The sequence below is a fragment of the Streptomyces sp. NPDC048441 genome, assembly GCF_043200235.1.
Classification (GTDB): domain Bacteria; phylum Actinomycetota; class Actinomycetes; order Streptomycetales; family Streptomycetaceae; genus Streptomyces.
In genome coordinates this window covers 147,410-162,864 of record NZ_JBICXM010000016.1, presented here as the reverse complement: position 1 = coordinate 162,864, position 15,455 = coordinate 147,410, and the positions used below count along the sequence as shown (strand labels likewise).

13 protein-coding genes are annotated in these 15,455 nt (G+C 67.8%); 5 read left to right on the top strand and 8 right to left on the bottom strand.

The genetic code is table 11. From position 1 onward, the window contains the following. Positions 1 to 9 precede the first annotated feature (9 nt). Complete coding sequence (locus ACGFSB_RS32160; RefSeq protein WP_393406550.1) at positions 10 to 375, bottom strand: hypothetical protein; 366 nt, start codon at positions 373 to 375, stop codon at positions 10 to 12. A 208-nt stretch (positions 376 to 583) separates the two neighbouring features. Here ACGFSB_RS32160 and ACGFSB_RS32155 point away from each other — a divergent pair, with 208 nt between their 5' ends. From ACGFSB_RS32155 to ACGFSB_RS32145, 3 genes are all read left to right on the top strand, one after another. Further along, positions 584 to 1,180 carry a TetR/AcrR family transcriptional regulator gene (locus ACGFSB_RS32155; protein ID WP_393406548.1) on the top strand — a complete coding sequence of 199 codons (597 nt, stop codon included), beginning with the start codon at positions 584 to 586 and terminating at the stop codon, positions 1,178 to 1,180. 155 nt (positions 1,181 to 1,335) lie between these two features. Continuing rightward, positions 1,336 to 2,193, top strand: coding sequence for an SGNH/GDSL hydrolase family protein (locus ACGFSB_RS32150; protein ID WP_393406545.1), 858 nt, complete (start codon positions 1,336 to 1,338; stop codon positions 2,191 to 2,193). A gap of 14 nt (positions 2,194 to 2,207) precedes the next feature. Beyond that, complete coding sequence (locus ACGFSB_RS32145) at positions 2,208 to 3,161, top strand: esterase/lipase family protein (protein WP_393406542.1); 954 nt, start codon at positions 2,208 to 2,210, stop codon at positions 3,159 to 3,161. A gap of 32 nt (positions 3,162 to 3,193) precedes the next feature. Here the strand turns inward: ACGFSB_RS32145 and ACGFSB_RS32140 are convergent, their stop codons facing one another. Further along, positions 3,194 to 4,438: a PucR family transcriptional regulator gene (locus tag ACGFSB_RS32140; RefSeq protein WP_393406539.1), complete on the bottom strand. Its 1,245-nt coding sequence runs from the start codon at positions 4,436 to 4,438 to the stop codon at positions 3,194 to 3,196. Positions 4,439 to 4,603: 165 nt separating this feature from the next. Here ACGFSB_RS32140 and ACGFSB_RS32135 point away from each other — a divergent pair, with 165 nt between their 5' ends. Together ACGFSB_RS32135 and ACGFSB_RS32130 are read left to right on the top strand one after the other, a co-directional pair. Beyond that, positions 4,604 to 5,617 (top strand): winged helix-turn-helix transcriptional regulator, encoded by a 1,014-nt coding sequence (locus ACGFSB_RS32135; protein ID WP_393406536.1) that lies wholly within the window; start codon positions 4,604 to 4,606, stop codon positions 5,615 to 5,617. Continuing rightward, positions 5,601 to 6,206 carry an HD domain-containing protein gene (locus ACGFSB_RS32130; RefSeq protein ID WP_393406533.1) on the top strand — a complete coding sequence of 202 codons (606 nt, stop codon included), beginning with the start codon at positions 5,601 to 5,603 and terminating at the stop codon, positions 6,204 to 6,206. The genes ACGFSB_RS32135 and ACGFSB_RS32130 overlap by 17 nt, the downstream gene beginning before the upstream one ends. 469 nt (positions 6,207 to 6,675) lie before the next feature. Here the strand turns inward: ACGFSB_RS32130 and ACGFSB_RS32125 are convergent, their stop codons facing one another. The 6 genes from ACGFSB_RS32125 to ACGFSB_RS32100 all read right to left on the bottom strand — a co-directional run bounded on the left by ACGFSB_RS32125 (position 6,676) and on the right by ACGFSB_RS32100 (position 15,437). Next, positions 6,676 to 9,837 carry an amino acid adenylation domain-containing protein gene (locus ACGFSB_RS32125; protein WP_393406531.1) on the bottom strand — a complete coding sequence of 1,054 codons (3,162 nt, stop codon included), beginning with the start codon at positions 9,835 to 9,837 and terminating at the stop codon, positions 6,676 to 6,678. A gap of 77 nt (positions 9,838 to 9,914) precedes the next feature. Further along, entirely contained in the window at positions 9,915 to 10,715 is an 801-nt protein-coding gene (locus ACGFSB_RS32120; protein ID WP_393406529.1) for an NAD(P)-dependent oxidoreductase, read from the bottom strand. Positions 10,716 to 10,828: 113 nt separating this feature from the next. After that, entirely contained in the window at positions 10,829 to 12,658 is a 1,830-nt protein-coding gene (locus ACGFSB_RS32115) for an amino acid adenylation domain-containing protein (RefSeq protein WP_393406527.1), read from the bottom strand. Beyond that, entirely contained in the window at positions 12,655 to 13,860 is a 1,206-nt protein-coding gene (locus ACGFSB_RS32110) for a pyridoxal-phosphate-dependent aminotransferase family protein (RefSeq protein ID WP_393406525.1), read from the bottom strand. Before ACGFSB_RS32110 ends, ACGFSB_RS32115 begins: the two co-directional genes overlap by 4 nt. Positions 13,861 to 13,926: 66 nt before the next feature. Then, positions 13,927 to 15,231 (bottom strand): MFS transporter, encoded by a 1,305-nt coding sequence (locus ACGFSB_RS32105; RefSeq protein ID WP_393406523.1) that lies wholly within the window; start codon positions 15,229 to 15,231, stop codon positions 13,927 to 13,929. Further along, the gene (locus tag ACGFSB_RS32100; protein WP_393406520.1) at positions 15,228 to 15,437 is read right to left on the bottom strand and encodes an MbtH family protein; all 210 of its coding nucleotides are present in this window, start codon (positions 15,435 to 15,437) and stop codon (positions 15,228 to 15,230) included. Before ACGFSB_RS32100 ends, ACGFSB_RS32105 begins: the two co-directional genes overlap by 4 nt. Positions 15,438 to 15,455 lie beyond the last annotated feature (18 nt).

Here is a 15,455-nt window from a genome sequence, read left to right as displayed (position 1 = left end):
CCGGACTCACTACGGCAGAGTCGGATCGGTGGCCAGCCGTGCCAGCGTACGGGCGAGTCCCGTAGCTGAGCCTGCCGGTGCCGGTCCGACCCAGCCGGTAGGGAGCACGGTCCCCACCACGGCCTCGCCCTCGTGGACCAGGATGTGACAGGGCGGGTCGAGCTGGCGCGCCTGGTGGATGACCGCGGTGGCGTCTCCGGCGAAGCGGGCGCTGAGGTCGATGACCAGGACGTCGGGCAGCAGGGCGCGGGCCCGCGCCAGGGCGAGCACACTGTCGTCCGTCTGGGAGATGACGTACACACCGGTGACGGCCTCGATCTGCGGGATCAGGTCACCGGCCCGGTGATCCGCGGCCAGCACCAGCACGGTCAGCACGTCGCACTTGCCCTTCGCGTGGTCCAGGTGTCGCCGGTGATCGCAGCTTCTTCAGCACCTTCACTGATCGTTTCAGCATGTCATCCAACGAGGCGGATCCGGCGCTGCGACACGCAGGCTATGGAGTAAGTTTCTAGATAAGTATTCTAGTTCGGGTGGGATAGGGTAACCGCCATGGCGGACAGTGGCAGCACAAGCTCGGCGGACCATGGCGCATAAGCAGCAGCGCGGCGAAGTCACCGTCGACCGGCTTTTGACCGCCGCACTCGAGGTGTACGCCACCGCGGGCCAGCCCGGGTTCACCGTCAGCGCGGTCACTGCCGCCAGCGGCGTCAGCCTGGGCAGCCTCTACCACCACTTCGGCAGCTTCGACGGACTCGCCGCCGCGCTGTACACCCGCTGCATGGAGCAGTTGTTCGACGAGATGATCGCCGCGCTGAGCCGCGCACGCACCGCGAGGACCGGAGTCCGCGCACTCGTCACCGCCTATCTGCGCTTCACCGAGGAGCACTCGGCCGCCGCGCTCTTCCTGCACGCTTCCGCCTACTCCGGATACCTCGCGGCGCACGCGGAGCAGATCCGGACCGCCAAGGCCGCCAAGCTCGCGGTCATCGCGGAGTGGATGCTCCCGCGGATCACGGCGGGCGAGATCGCCCCCGTTCCAGGACCCGTTCTCGAGGTCCTGGTCATGGGCCCGGTCGCGGAGGCCGCGCATCGCTGGCTCGCCAGCACGTACGACATGGATCTCGCCGAGGCCGCGCGGATCCTGCCCGACCGGATCTGGCGTTCGCTGCAGCCGGACTAGACCGGCAGCCTCGAAGGGGCACCGCCCTTTGTGAAATGTCACGACTGCCCTCCGGCGACTCTGGCTACCGTCCCAGCTCTGTCCCGCCCCGCCTCCCCCACTATGTGGTGACGCGGTACTTCTGAGTAACAACACAGTCGGAGGTTGGGATGAGGATGGGCAAGCGACTCAAGGCCGGGCTCGTGGCGGTTACCGCCGGGGCCGCGGTGACCGGAGTGGTGGCACCGGCGCAGGCGCAGGATCGGCAGGCGCCGGATCCTCTGGAGTACGTGGCCTTGGGCGATTCGGCGGCGGCCGGGCCGCTGATCCCCTCCCAGGACATCAATCTCCTGTGCCTGCGCTCGAACCACAACTACCCGGCGGTCGCGGCGCAGGAGCTCGGCGCCGAGCTGACCGACGTGACGTGTTCCGGCGCCACGACGGACGACTTCTCGGGCCGCCGACTCGGCATCATCGCCCCGCAGTTCGACGCCCTCAAGCCCAGTACGGACTTGGTATCGGTCACAGTCGGGGCGAACGACAGCGGCCTGTTCCAGCAGGCGCTCGGCTGTATCAACCTCCTTCCGGAGCCGATCGGTTCGTCGTGCGCCGACCGGCTCACGGCGGGCGGTAAGGACAAGCTCGGCGAGGCCGTCGAGAAGTGGGCGCCCAAGTTCGGCGCCGCGCTCGACGAGATCCACCGCCGCTCTCCGCACGCGAAGATCGTCGTCACCGGGTACGGCACGTACATCCGCAAGGGCGGCTGCCACCCGACGCAGCCCGTCTGGGCGCGCGACGGCGACTATCTGCAGAGCGTGATGAACAAGATCAGCACGGCGGCCCGCGACCAGGCTGACGCGCACGGTGCGCGGTTCGTCGACGTCGCCCCGCTCACCGTCGGCCATGACATCTGCGCGGCACCCGAGGACCGCTATCTCGAAGGGCTCGTCCCCGCGCACGCGGCGGCCCCTCTGCACCCGAACCGCCAGGGCATGGTCGTCTACGGCAACGCCGTTGCCGCAGCGGCCCGTTGAGAGGGGCGAGAGCCATGAGAGCGCATACCCGCGTCGGCGTCCTGTTCGCGTCCCTCTTCGCACTCCTTGCCGGAACGGCCGCTCCGGGCTCCGCCGCCCCGGCGCCCGCCACCCCGGACGGCGCCGACCTGCCGGTGACCTACAACTCCGTCCCCGCGGTCGCCGCCTCCCTCGTGCGTCCCGGCGCCGCCCCGCCCGGCGCCAACGACTTCTCCTGCCGCAGCGCGGCCCACCCCCGCCCGGTGGTCCTCCTGCACGGCACGCACGTGAACATGGCGATCAACTGGAACACGCTGTCACCACTGCTCAAGAACAACGGCTACTGCGTCTTCGCCCTCAACTACGGCGGCCTCAAAGCCGACCAGGTCGGCGGCACGGGCGACATCCCCACATCGGCCGGTGAACTGGCCGCCTTCGTCGACCGCGTACGCGAGGAGACCGGCGCCGCCGAAGTGGATCTGGTCGGCCACTCGCAGGGCGGCACCCTGGCCCAGTACTACGTGAAGTTCCTGGGCGGTGCCCCGAAGGTGCACGACATGGTGGGCCTCGCCCCCACCAGCCACGGGTCGACCGCGCTGGGGCTCGACAAGGGAATCCGGGCGCTGTTCAAGGTGTTCCCCGGCCTGGAAGGCTTCGCCAACACCCTTGATCCGGGGGCCCGTCAGCAACTGCGCGGCTCGGACTTCGTCAACAAGCTGAACTCCGTTCCTGACACGGTGCCCGGCGTGCGCTACACCACCATCGCGACCAAGTACGACGAGGTGGTGACGCCCTACACCTCGCAGTTCCTCGACGGCCCCGGCGCGCGCAACATCCGCCTCCAAGACCGGTGTGCCAACGACTTCGCCGACCATCTCGCCCTGGCCTTCGACCATGTGGCGCTGCGCGAGGTCCTCAACGCGCTCGACCCCGCTACCGCGCGCAAGCCCGACTGCTCGACCCCGGTCTGGCCCGTATTCGGCGGCTGAAGCACCAGCAGGTGCCGAGGAGTTGAGGTGGCTCAGCGGGATCGCACCGTGCGGCGGGCCGCAAGCGCCGCGCTGATCAGCCCGATGTCGCCGATCCTGTTGGGGTCGACTCCCGTCAGCTCGGCGATTCTGCGGAGGCGGTAGTCCACCGTGTTGGGGTGCACGTGGAGTTCGGCGGCGGCGGGCCGCCGGCTCCCGTGCCGCAGATACGCCTCCAGGGTCCCCAGCAGTTCGTCGTTGCCCTCGATCGGGCGCAGGATCGCCGCGAGGCGGTCGAGGGCCACGCTCGGCCGCGACATCTGATACTCAAGCAGGACGTCGTCAAGTCTGTATGTGCCGGGTGGGCGACGGAAGTTGAGGGCGACGTACAGGACGTCCTGAGCCAGCGCCGCGGCAGCGGTCACTCCGCCAGGATCGGCCGCGCACGCCCCCACCGTGACCTCCGCGCCCGCGGCGCGGCCGACATCGGACACGATCCGCTCCAGTCGCGCCCAGTCGCGCGCCGTCAGCTCCTCGACGGCTTTCGGGCACGGCAGCAGCGCGAGGCCTCCCTCCGGAGTGAGCGAGGAAAGGACCGGGTCGCGCACCTGGCGCTCCAACTCGACGCGCAGCCGCCGTAGTTTGCGCCGCCCCGCGACCGCCGGGTCGACACCCTGGGCCGCCTCGTCGGGATGGGCGTCCACCGAGAGTGCGAGGACCAGATAGCAGGGCGGAAGCCGCAGCCCGGCCCTGCTCGCCGCGGCGTCCACCGGAGTGCCGTCCAGGAGCGCGGTCAGGAGGGTGTACCGGGAGGAGCGCTCGTCGTCGAACATGGTCTGCCGCTCATCGAGGTAACCCGCCCCCACGGCCGGGGTGACCAGCTCCAGATAGCGCAGGGCCAGGGCGTTCACGGCCAGCACGTCGGCGACCTCCGTCGGGCGCACTTCGGGCGTCAGTGACTCCCACACGACCTCGATGCCGATGTGGTACGCGGTGAGCACCACGTCGATCGGGATGCCCTCCTCGGCCCTGCGCGCGGCCGACTCACGCAGATGGTCCAACTCCGCCTGCCGCGGCAGGGACTTGGTGCGCAGTACGGCGGTGAAGGCACGCAGGTTCTGTTCGATCACGTGCGTGATGTCGCCGGCGAGCTGCTCGCCCGGGAGCAGCCCATAGGCCGGAATGCGCGCCGTGACCTCCTTGAGCACAAGGTCCACGAAGGCGGGCAGGTCGGCGGTCAGCCGCTCGTGCAGGGGCCGACCGCCCACCTGGAAAGCCCCGGAATTGTCATCACTCACAAGAAACGCCCCCAAGGTCCCGACATGCACCGCAGGTCTACCGCACCTCATTCGTGACTCATCATGACACCGGGCCGCAGTTGCCCCAGAGTTGACGGGTACCGCTGATCGGTACGATAGAAAGCCTAAGTACCCGCTATCAATGGGCAAGGTGGTCTCACCCGCATGGCACGCAGCTATGACCAGTCCTGTCCGGCGGCACGGGCCCTGGACGTCGTCGGTGGCCGGTGGTCCATCCTGATCGTGCGCGAGCTGCTGCTCGGCCCCCGGCGCTACACCGACCTCGTCGCGGGGTTGCCCGGCATCGGCCCCAACGTCCTGGCCGAGCGGCTGCGAGCGCTGCGCGAAGCGGGCGTCGTCAGCCAGGCCAAGCTGCCGCCCCCGGCAGCGTCCGCGATCTACGAACTTACCGAACTCGGCGCCGCCATGCGCCCGGTGGTCGACGAGCTCACCCGCTGGGGTATGCGCCTTCCGACCTCTACCCGACCGGGCGACACATTCCGGATCAGCTGGGCGCTCGGCTGCCTGCGCGCCAGTTTCCGGCCCGAACAGGCCTCTGGCGTACGAGAGACGTACGAGATCCGGGTGGACGGCGACACATTCCACCTCCGTGTCGACGACGGCGTACTCGACATCCGGCACGGCAGCGCCATGGCCCCGGCCTGCGCCATCACGACCGACCTCGGGACGTTCCTCGCCCTCGGCGCCCGCCTTGTGGACATCCAGGACGCCGTCGCGCGCGGCCTCGCCCAGCTGGAGGGTGAACTCCCTGCCGCCGAAAGGGCGATCGCCATCCTCGGCGCGCATCCCGAGGCCACCGGTGGCCGGCACGGCATCATCGGAGCCGTCGGTGCCACCTTCCGCCCCGACCGCGCTCTCGGCCTGCGCGAGACCTATGAGTTCATGATCGGCGACCTCATCTTCCACGCCCGAGTCGACGACGGCACCGTCGAAACGGACATCGGCCCCGCCGCGGACGCGGCCGTGACACTCGTCACCGATCTGGGCACCCTCCTCCAAATGGGCGCGGGCTACCTGCCGCTCGAGGACGCACTCAGCGCCCAGGTCGTCGCTGTCGACGGTGATCTGGAGGCGGCCATACGGATGGCGGACGCCTTCGGCGTGGTCCGTGCCGGGCGTGGGATGGGCGGGGAAGGACGTGATGAGGGGAAGGGCTGATGAAGGAGTGAAGGTGACCTCTGTCCGTGAGATCGAGGTTCTGGCCGACAGCGCGCACGCCGGGCAGACCGACAAGATCGGAGTGCCGTACATCGAGCATGTCCGGGCAGTGGCCGCCGGGCTCGGCCCGTTCGGCGACGAACTCGTCATGGCCGGCCTGTTGCACGACCTCCTGGAAGACACCGACTGGACCGCCGAGCGCCTGCGGAAGACGGGGGTGCCGGACAGGGTCGTCGAGATCGTCGAGGCGGTGACCAACCAGGTGGGGATGGCCTACGACGAGAAGATCCGCCGTATCACCGCCGACCCCCTGGCGACACTCGTGAAGATCGCGGACAACGCGCACAACTCCCGCCCCGACCGGGCCGCGCAGCTTCCCGCCGACATGCGGGAGCGCCTCGCAGCGAAGTACCGCTCCGCGCGCGCCGAACTGTGGCCGGCCGCGAACCGGGACGACATCGAGGCCATCGTCCGCATCGTCAACCCGTCACTGCTCGCCGAGTTGGACGCCCCGGGTCACCGCACACGACCCCGCGGTTTCAGCGATACCGGGGGCAGTTCCGGTGCGGGGATGCGGCCGCCGTCGTAGCCCTTAACAGGTCAGAGGCATCTCGGCCCTCAGGCGGTCAGCAAACCGTCAGCATCGGACCTGAGGAGTCGGCGACACGATGGCGAGCAAGACCCTGGCTCACGGCATGGGCACCTTCTTCAAGGACTGCGATCACGCCCCGTCGAGATGGCCGAAGTGCCCGCACCTCTACAAGATCCAATTCCGCAACGCCGCGGGGAAGCAGACTGTCGAGTCCGGGTTCGAGACCGATACTGCGGCGATCACGCGCTTGACAGACATCTACAACGCGAAGAGGGCCGCCCCCAGCCGAGGAACCCTCCAGTTGCGCTGGCTGTCCCGCCACTCCGGACTCGCTGCTGGAGCACCACATTTTCCCGGCGCTGGGAAGTCGGCGGATGGATACCTTCGACCACAAGGTGGTGGACGGTTTCATCAAGACGATGGAGCGTAACGGCGAGAACGTCGGTCGTATGCGCCGATGGCGCAGTCAGCCGACTGGTTGGTCGGCCCCCGCCGCCACGATCAGTCGGGCGGCGTTGGTGACTGAGGAGTCCACGAAGAACTCGGCAATCGGGACTTGCACCGTGAACACACTCTTGAGGCGGGAAACGAGCCGCAGCGCGGCCAGAGAGTGGAAACCCAGCGCGAAGATGTCCGTCCGCAGATCGATCGTCGGTACTTTGAGTACCGCACAGTAGACCTCCGCGACCTTGGCTTCGAGTTCGCTGCCCTGCGCTTCCTCGGGGACGACACGCTCGCGGCTCTGCAGCGCGAGCAAGGCTGCTTGGTCAACCTTGCCGTGCGAGGTGAGCGGGAACCGTTCAACTACTGAGATTTGAGCCGGAACCAGGTGTGGGGGAAGCTGGGTACGAACGTACGCCGCGACTGCTGCCTCGTCGGCGTACGCACCGATCAGGAACGCGATCAGCTCAAGCTCGGCCGCTGGATCAGCCTCGGTGCGCCGAGGCACGACCAGGCTGCGCGCCACGTCCGGATGGCCGTCGAGTACCGATTCGATCTCGGCGAGCTCGACCCGATGGCCGCGCAGTTTGAGCTGACGGTCCACGCGGCCGAGAAATTCGAGGTCACCTTCGGTGGTCCAGCGGCCCTGGTCGCCGGTGCGATACATACGTGCGCCCGGCTCGGCCGCGAAGGGGTCCGCCAAGAAGCGCTCGGCGGTCTGCTCGGGCCGGTTGAGCAAGCCGTCCGAGACGCCGGGGCCGGCCAGGTAGATCTCCCCTGGCACGCCGCGTCCAACCGGTGCGAGCAAAGCGTCGAGCACGTAGACGGCGGCGTGCGGCATGGGTCGTCCGATCGGCAGCGCCTCGCGGTCGAAGTCAGCACCAGGCTGGTAGGTCGTGCTGGTCACCGCCGTTTCGGTGAGCCCATAGACATTGGTGAGCGGAATCCCGAAGTCCAACCAGCGCTGATAGACCTCGATCGGCGCGCGTTCGCCGCCGACCAGCACTCGCCGCAAGGTCTGCGGAATGGGGACAACAGCCGGGTCGATCAGGCGCACTACTTCGATCCAGTAGGCGGTGGGGAGCTCACATATGGTGATCTCGCGCTCTCCGAGGAGGTGCAGCAGTTCCTCCGGGCTGGTCCGGCCGAGCGCGCCATCGAAAAAGACGACGCAGCCACCGGCCAGCCAGGTTGGGAAGAGCTCCTCGACATGTACGTCGAAGGTCATCGCGGCGAGCTGCAGCATCCTGTCTTGCGGTCCCAGATCGAACGTGTCCACCGCGGCACGGGTGAACGCAGTCAGGTTGACATGGGTGACGAGGGTGCCTTTGGGCACTCCCGTCGAGCCGGAGGTGAACGGGACATACGCGACCTGACGGCCTGTCACAGCGATGTCCTGGAGATCCTCACCGGTCTGGGCCTCGATCGAGGAAGCAACCGCCGGATCGTCGAGGGCGACCACATGGTGGGCCCCGGCGAAGTCCTCGGCAAGGTCCACGACCGTGAGCACCAAGCGGGGCGCGGTCTCGGCGAGGACGTGGGCCTTGCGGCTGCCGGGCGCGTCCGGAGCCACAGGGACGTAGGCCCCGCCCGCCTTCAGCACGGCGAGCACGGCGGACGGCCAGGAGGAGCCATGGGGCAAGGCGAGCGCCACCCGCTCGCCCGTGCGAAGACCTAGCTGACGCAGATGCCGCGCGAGCCGGTTGGCCTGGCTGTTGAGCTGTGCGTAACTGACTGGAGTACCGTCTTCACGCTCGACCGCCGGCGCATCTGGGCTCTGTCGGACCTGTCGCTCGAACAGCGCGTGCAGGGTGGCCGGCTCGTCCCCCGGCACGGGCCGACCGGCGAGTTCCCGATCGGGCGCGGCGTCGGTCGACGTGCGAAGCGCTCCCAGTGGGAACTCGGGGTGGGACACGGCCTCGCCGAGCAGCGCCAGGTAGCTCTCGGCCATTGCCTCGATGGTGTCCGGGCCGAACAGCTCACTGTCGTATTCGAACTGAAGGCTCAGCTCCCCCAGCGCGTCCACAGCGCCGAGATTGAGACGGAACCGGGCCCCGCCATTGGACAACTCGTACAGCTCCGTCACCGCGCAGCCCGGCAGCGTGGCCTCGAACTCCGTGGACTGCTCGAAGGAGAACATCGTCTGGAAGAGCGGGGTCTCACGCGAGGTGCGTTTGGAGTCGACCCGTTTGACAAGCTCGGTGAAAGGCGCGTCTTGTGAGGAGAGCGCGTCGAAAGTACTCAGCTGGAGTTCGCGGACCAGGGAGGCGAAGGACACGTCCGCGTCCAGCCGCAGTCGCAACGGCACGGTGTTGGCGAACAGCCCAATGAGCGACTGGTACTCGGGCCGGGTCCGGCCGGCCAGAGGCGTTCCGATCAGCAGGTCGTCCTGACGGGTGTAGCGGGCCAGCAGCACGCCCCAGACACCGCCGAGCATCGCGAAGGGCGTGACCCCGAGCCGCTTGGCGCAGACGTAGGTATCGGCCCGAAGCTGCTCTGGCACCACTGTCGTGAATGCATCCCCCCGGTAGTCCCGGGACGCTCCTGAACTGTGATCGACCGGCAGCGCGAGGATCGTCGTCGCACCGGCCAATTCCCGAGCCCACGCGTCGAGCACGTTGCCGTACCCGCCGTCCTCGGTGATGCGCCGCTGTTCGGCAGCGAAGTCGCGGTACTGCATGGTGAGGTCAGGCAGATCGGGCTCACCGCCCGCGTGCCATGCGGCGTAGAGCGCGACGAACTCGGTCCAGAACAGACGCAGCGACCAACCGTCCGCAACGATGTGGTGCATGTTGAGGAAGAACACGTAGGCGTCATCCTCAAGACGTAGCGCAGCAGCCCGCAGCAGCGGACCGTGCACAAGGTCGAAGGGCTCGCGAGCGGCGGTCTCGACGAACACACGCCACTCGTCGGGCCGGGAGCGAAAGTCGAACACAGGCAGCGCGAAGGGCTGCGGCGGATCTGTGATCAGGTACAGATTGCCGTTTTCCTCGCCCACCCGGGAGCGCAGCGCCTCATGCCGACGCACGATCTCGGTCACGCAGCGCTCGGCGAGCTCCGTGTCCAACGCGCCACGCAGTCGGATCACCATAGGTATGCCGTAAACGCTGCGGCCCGGGGCGAGTTGTTCAGCAATCCAGATCTGCTCCTGTAGGAGGGAGATCCTCTCGATCTGTCGGTTTCCCATGGGTGCTCCGGTCGGGTGCGTGGCCTTAGGAGTAGTGATTGACTCGGTCATCATGACCCGCTCTTCCTGACAGTCGGCTAGTAACCGAGTTCCCGGTCGACCAGGCCGATCGGCTCAAGGCCGTTCGCCAGTCGACGAATGTTGCGCCGGACCAGGTCGACGAAGGGTCCGAGTGAGTGATCCAGATCGCCCGCGCAGTGCGCGGTGATCACACAGGTGGGAAGGGACCACAGCGGGTGCTCCGGAGGAAGCGGCTCGGGGTCGGTGACGTCCAGGCCTGCGCCGGCAATCCACCCGGAGGTCAGCGCACGAACGAGGTCATCTGTGATGACAAGCCCGCCGCGCGCCACGTTCACCAGGCACGCGTCCCGACGCATGGACCTGAGTCTGGCTGCGTCGATCAGCCCGGCCGTGTCCGCGGTCAGCGGCGCCGCGAGGAAGACCACACGGGCCTCGGGCAGCCATTCGTCGAGGCGATCGGGCGTGCCGACTTCGGCGCCCGCCATCGGGGCGCCGCCGCGACACACCACCTTGGCGCGGACCCTGAACGGGCGCAGCAGTGCGAGCAGTGCCCGAGCAACCCCGCCGCCGCCCACCACAAGGACCTCGGCGTTCGTCAGCCCGATGGCGGGGCGCGGCAGCCACGCGCCGGCCCTCACGGAGGCAGTGCCCTGACGCAGCACGGTCAGCGCGAGCATGAGCGCGTGTTCAGCTACCAGCTCGGACTGGACGCCCACAGCCCGGCTCCAGCGGATCCTCTGATCAATGAGCGGCAGGTAGCTTTCGACGCCGGTGCTCGCCAGCTGAACCCAGCGCACCGACGGCGCGCACTCCAGTGCAGCTGCCAGCGCCGATGGCCGCTCGCCGGTCCAAATCAAGCCCTGAGCCCGGCCTGGCGGAGCTAGTCGAACGCCTGAAGCATGCAGCGCTGTCATGAGATCGGCGGGCGCCGGTTCCGGAAGCACTGCCACTGGTAGGTCGGGAAGCATGGTCACCAGCCACTGCCCGGCTTACCCACCGCCGTGACGTCCGCCTTCGCGTCGGCCAGCGCTGCCACTCCGCGTACCGAATACACGTCGAAGACCTCGCGGAAACCGAGGCTGACGCCCAAGTGTGTGCGGATCCAGCTGATCAGCCGCAACATGAACAGCGAATCCCCACCCAGGTCAAGCAGATTATCGAGCACACCGATCTCGTCGAGTCCCAGTAGCTCCGCCGCGGCGGCGCCGACGCGCCGCTCGACTTCACCTGTCGGCGGCACGAACTCGGTGGGCAAATCGGGCCGACGCTTCGGCGGCTGTGGAAGCATCGCGTGGTCGATTTTCCGATGCATCGTCAGCGGAAACTCGTCCAGCCGGATCAGCGCTGAAGGGATCAGATAGGCCGGCAGTTCGCCGGCGAGGAAGGAACGCAGCTCACCGCCGCTCACCGTGTCCCGGTCAGCAGTCACGTAGCCGATCAGACGCTGCTCACCCGACGCGTCTCGACCAGTCGTGACCAGGGCTTGACGCACCGCAGGGTGCCGGTCGAGTGCAGCCTCGATCTCGCCTGGTTCGACGCGATATCCACGCACCTTGACTTGCTGGTCGCTGCGTCCGAGGAATTGCAGCCGACCGTCGGGAAGACGACGTACCCGATCGCCGGTGCGGTACAACCTGGCCCCCGGAATCCCCGAGTAGCGGTCGGCGACGAACCTCTCCGCGGTGACGTCGGGCCTGCCCAGATAACCGCGTGCCAGCGAGTCACCACCAATGAGCAGCTCGCCCTCGGCATCTGCGGGAACGAGTTCGAGCCGCTCGTCGACCACGAACATTCGGGTTCCGGCGATGGCATCGCCCATGGACAACACCCCGTCCTTGGGTGCTTGTCCGGGCGGCACGCTCCAGTATGACGCGGTCGCAGTGGTCTCGGTCGGCCCGTAGACGTGCACCAGCGGAAGGCGGAAGCGGTTCCACTGCTGGACGGCTTCGGGCATGGCGCGGTCTCCTCCCATGACGACCAGGCGCAGCGACGGGGGCAGTGCCCCGCCGGTGTCCACGAGGTGCCGAACCAGCAGGTGCCAGTGGGCGGTCTGCATCTCCAGCAGCGTGATGTCGTGCGCGGTGAGGAAGTCGAGCAGGGCCTCCACCGGGGAGAGCGCAACCCGGTCGGCCGGGAACACACTTGTCCCGCCCTGCACGAGTGGGGGGAACAGCTCCTCGAGTGAGGCGGAGAACGCGGAGGCGGCCAGCATCAGGTAGCGATCACGCGGCCCCATGCCGAACTCGGCACTCGCGGCGGCTGCGAGATTCGCCAGGCCGAGATGGGTGATCATGACGCCTTTGGGCGCTCCGGTGGAACCTGAGGTGTAGATTACGCAGGCCAGATCGTCCGGCGCGGCTGCGGGGGCGCCCGGACGGGGAGGCAAGCGCCCCCGGTCCGGCGCAAGCGTCGTGACGGGCAAGCTGGTTGGCCCCTCCTGTGCTCCGTCTACGATGAGAATCTTGATTCCGGAGTCCGCCGCGAGGAAACCCTTGCGCTGGTCGGGGTAGTCCGGGTCGATAGGCACGTAGGCCGCTCTCGCACGCAGCACGCCGAGAATCGCGACAAGCAGGTCAACGGAGTGACACATCATCACACCGACGCGATCGCCGGGAAGCACTCCCGCCTCCGCCAGGCGCGCCGCCATGTGCTCGGCTTCGGCGGCGAGTTCGGCGTAGGTCAGCGCCCGCTGTGCATCCTCGGTGGCGCAAGCGTGCGGCGTCACCCTTGAGTGCTGCTCAAGCAGGCGCAGGATGAGCTTCGGCGCGTCGTTACGCGCTGATTGAACGTCGACGTTCACGCAGCAGACTCCTCAGGGTTGGGCGCCATCGACGTCAAGGGGCCTGCGGCGGCGTCAACCAGCTCTGCCATCAGCTTCACAACGGGTGTGACGCCACTGCCCGGCAGCACCGGGGCGCCGAGGGCCGCCAACCCGGTCTCAAGCGCGGCCAGCGCGGTAACCAGGTCGAGCGGGTCGACGTGGCCGCAGTGACCGATCCGTACCACTTGGTCGGCCAGTTCTCCGTTGCCGGTAGCCAGCTGGACGCCTGTGTGCTCGACTACCGCATCGACGACAGATCCCGCGCCCACTCCGGGCGGTGTGAACGCGGCCGTGACGATGCCATTGCGCGCCACTTCTGGGGTCAGCAGCCGGAGTCCGAGGCCGCGCAAGCCCGCTCTGGCCATCCGACCGAGCTCCGAATGCCGCCGGTGGCGCGGCTCCATGCCTTCAGCGAGTACCTCTTCGAGCGCCGCAGACAACTGGAGCAGCACGCCGACCGCCGGCGTCCAGGGGGTACGCGGGACAGAGTGGTTCAGGCTGTCACGCGTGATCGTCCAGTCGAAGTAGTACCGCAGATGCCTGGCCTTGGCGTGCCGGCGCCAGGCGCGCTCACTGACCGAGACGAAAGAGACCCCTGGCGGCGCCATCAGCGCCTTCTGAGTCCCGCCGACCACGACGTCCAACCCCCACGCGTCGGCCTGCATTTCGCAGCCGCCGACCCCGGAGGCCGAGTCCACTATCGTCAGCACGCTGCGGGTCGCGCGCCCAATGGCCTCGAGGTCGGTGACGACGCCTGTGGAGGTCTCGCAGTGTACGACGATTGCCGCGACGATTTGCGGGTCGGCCGCCAGGCAGGCTTCGACAGCGGCAGGGTCCGGCTCGCAACCCCACGCGACGTCGAGCACGACGGTCTCCAGGCCATAAGCGCGGCATAGCCCCACCCAGCGTCTTCCAAAGGCACCGTTGTCCACCACGAGAACCTTTTCCCCTGGACTGAAGAGGTTTTGCACCGCGCTCTCGAACGCACCGGTGGTGCTTGACGAGAAGATCAGCACGTCGCCCGCGGTACCAAGCACATGCCTGAGCCCGTCGATGATTCGTGTGAATATGCGTGCGAAGTCCTCGGTGCGCTCGTCGACCATTGGATGCGTCGCCGCCGCGATGACCGCGGGCGGCAGCGGGGTCGGACCGGGTATGGCCAATCTGTCCTTATAAATCATCTTCCTGATTCCTTCGTGCCGCGGTGGTCCGGCTTCGTCAAAGGCTCGTCTGCAATCGAGTACCGCTCAGCTGACCGTCGCCTCACTGCCGCTGTCCGGCACGTGCGATTCGTTCTGCACCTGTAGCTCTGGTTGCTCAACCTTGGTCAGGGCAAGGGCGAACAGTGCCGTGCCCACCACCGCGACCACAGCACAGCCCACCAGCACCGGGCGCAGGCCGAACAGGATGCCCAGTGGGCCGGCTACGGCGAAGCCGACCGGCTGGGCGATCTCCGAGGCCATCAGATCGAAGGCGGCCACCCGGCCGAGTACCGCGCTCGGTACGGCTCGCTGCATGAGGGTCTGGAAGAACACTCCTTGCAGGCCGATCGCGCAGCCGGAGAGCACTGCGGCACCCGCCACCACCACCGTCGGCGCGCCAGAACCGAGGGCCAACGCCTCGAAGACGATCAGCGGTGGCAGCCACGCTATGAAGACCACCGGTTGCTTCGGCTTGATCCGCCCGGAGGTGAACTCCGCGCAGAGCACGCCGATGGTCATGCAGGTGCCGATGACACCCCAGGCTGCGGGACCGCCCAGATGGGTGTCGGCCACCAACGGGCCGAGGACCGCGAGGGGAGCCAGCAGGACCAGCGAGAACAACGTCCACTGCAAGGTGAGCAGCCATAGCCAGGGGCGCTTTCGAAACTCCCGCCAGCCTTGCTTCAGCTGCGTGAGCGTCCCGCCTTCGTGATCCGGTTCGACTTCGCCCCGGGCGGGGATCTTGGCGAACATGAGACAGAGAGTGATGAAAGCCATCAGCACGCTCTCCACCAGGAAAGCGGCTCCCGAACCGTACGCCGCCACGATCACTCCTGCCGCCGCAGGGGCCACCGTCCAAGCCAGCGAGGAAAAAGCGCCGACCAGCGCATTGGCCTCGTCCAGGTCTTCTCTCGCAACGACGTCCGGCATGATCGCCATGCTGGCCGGACCGAACAGCGCGTCAGCGCCGCCATACACGACTGCCAGAGCGAAGAACCAGGCGAGGGTCGCAGTATCCGTGAGGAGTCCTATCGCCAAGGTCGCCGCCGCGGTCAGGCGTACGATCGACGAAACGATGAGCAAAGCGGCACGCGGAAAGCGGTCCGCCGCGACGCCGGCAAACAGCGACAAGGCGAGCGAAACCACCGCCTGAACTCCGAGGACAAGGCCGAGGTCACTCGCAGAACCAGTGGTGTGGAGGACACCGAAGCTCTCCGCGACCGGCAGGAAGCCGTTGGCCATGCTGGAGCCCAGCCGGGCGGCCAGTAGGCAGGTAAAGTTTCGGTCAGTCAGCAGCCTTCTGCGTTTGCTTCGGCGTCCTTTTTTGCCGGAGACCTCTACATCGCTCATTGGGTTGTCGCCTCGACCAGGGACTTGGGCCGCATGTCCGTCCAGTTCCGTTTCACGTACTCCAGGCAGTCCTCTCGCCCGGCTTCGCTGTGCACTACGGTCCAGCCCTTGGGCACAGTGATGGCGGCGGGCCACAGCGAGTGTTGTCCCTCAGCATTGACCAGCACCAGGTACACGCCGTCCTGGCCCTCGAATGGATTCGCCACTGCTTTCACCCTCCTAGG

What these genes read in the sequence shown, in the direction of transcription:
- ACGFSB_RS32125 (WP_393406531.1), bottom strand. Translation starts at nt 9,837, where the DNA reads ATGGGAAACCGACAGATCGAGAGGATCTCCCTCCTACAGGAGCAGATC.
- ACGFSB_RS32155 (WP_393406548.1), top strand. Translation starts at nt 584, where the DNA reads ATGGCGCATAAGCAGCAGCGCGGCGAAGTCACCGTCGACCGGCTTTTG.
- ACGFSB_RS32135 (WP_393406536.1), top strand. Translation starts at nt 4,604, where the DNA reads ATGGCACGCAGCTATGACCAGTCCTGTCCGGCGGCACGGGCCCTGGAC.
- ACGFSB_RS32110 (WP_393406525.1), bottom strand. Translation starts at nt 13,860, where the DNA reads ATGATTTATAAGGACAGATTGGCCATACCCGGTCCGACCCCGCTGCCG.
- ACGFSB_RS32105 (WP_393406523.1), bottom strand. Translation starts at nt 15,231, where the DNA reads ATGAGCGATGTAGAGGTCTCCGGCAAAAAAGGACGCCGAAGCAAACGC.
- ACGFSB_RS32145 (WP_393406542.1), top strand. Translation starts at nt 2,208, where the DNA reads ATGAGAGCGCATACCCGCGTCGGCGTCCTGTTCGCGTCCCTCTTCGCA.
- ACGFSB_RS32150 (WP_393406545.1), top strand. Translation starts at nt 1,336, where the DNA reads ATGGGCAAGCGACTCAAGGCCGGGCTCGTGGCGGTTACCGCCGGGGCC.
- ACGFSB_RS32130 (WP_393406533.1), top strand. Translation starts at nt 5,601, where the DNA reads ATGAGGGGAAGGGCTGATGAAGGAGTGAAGGTGACCTCTGTCCGTGAG.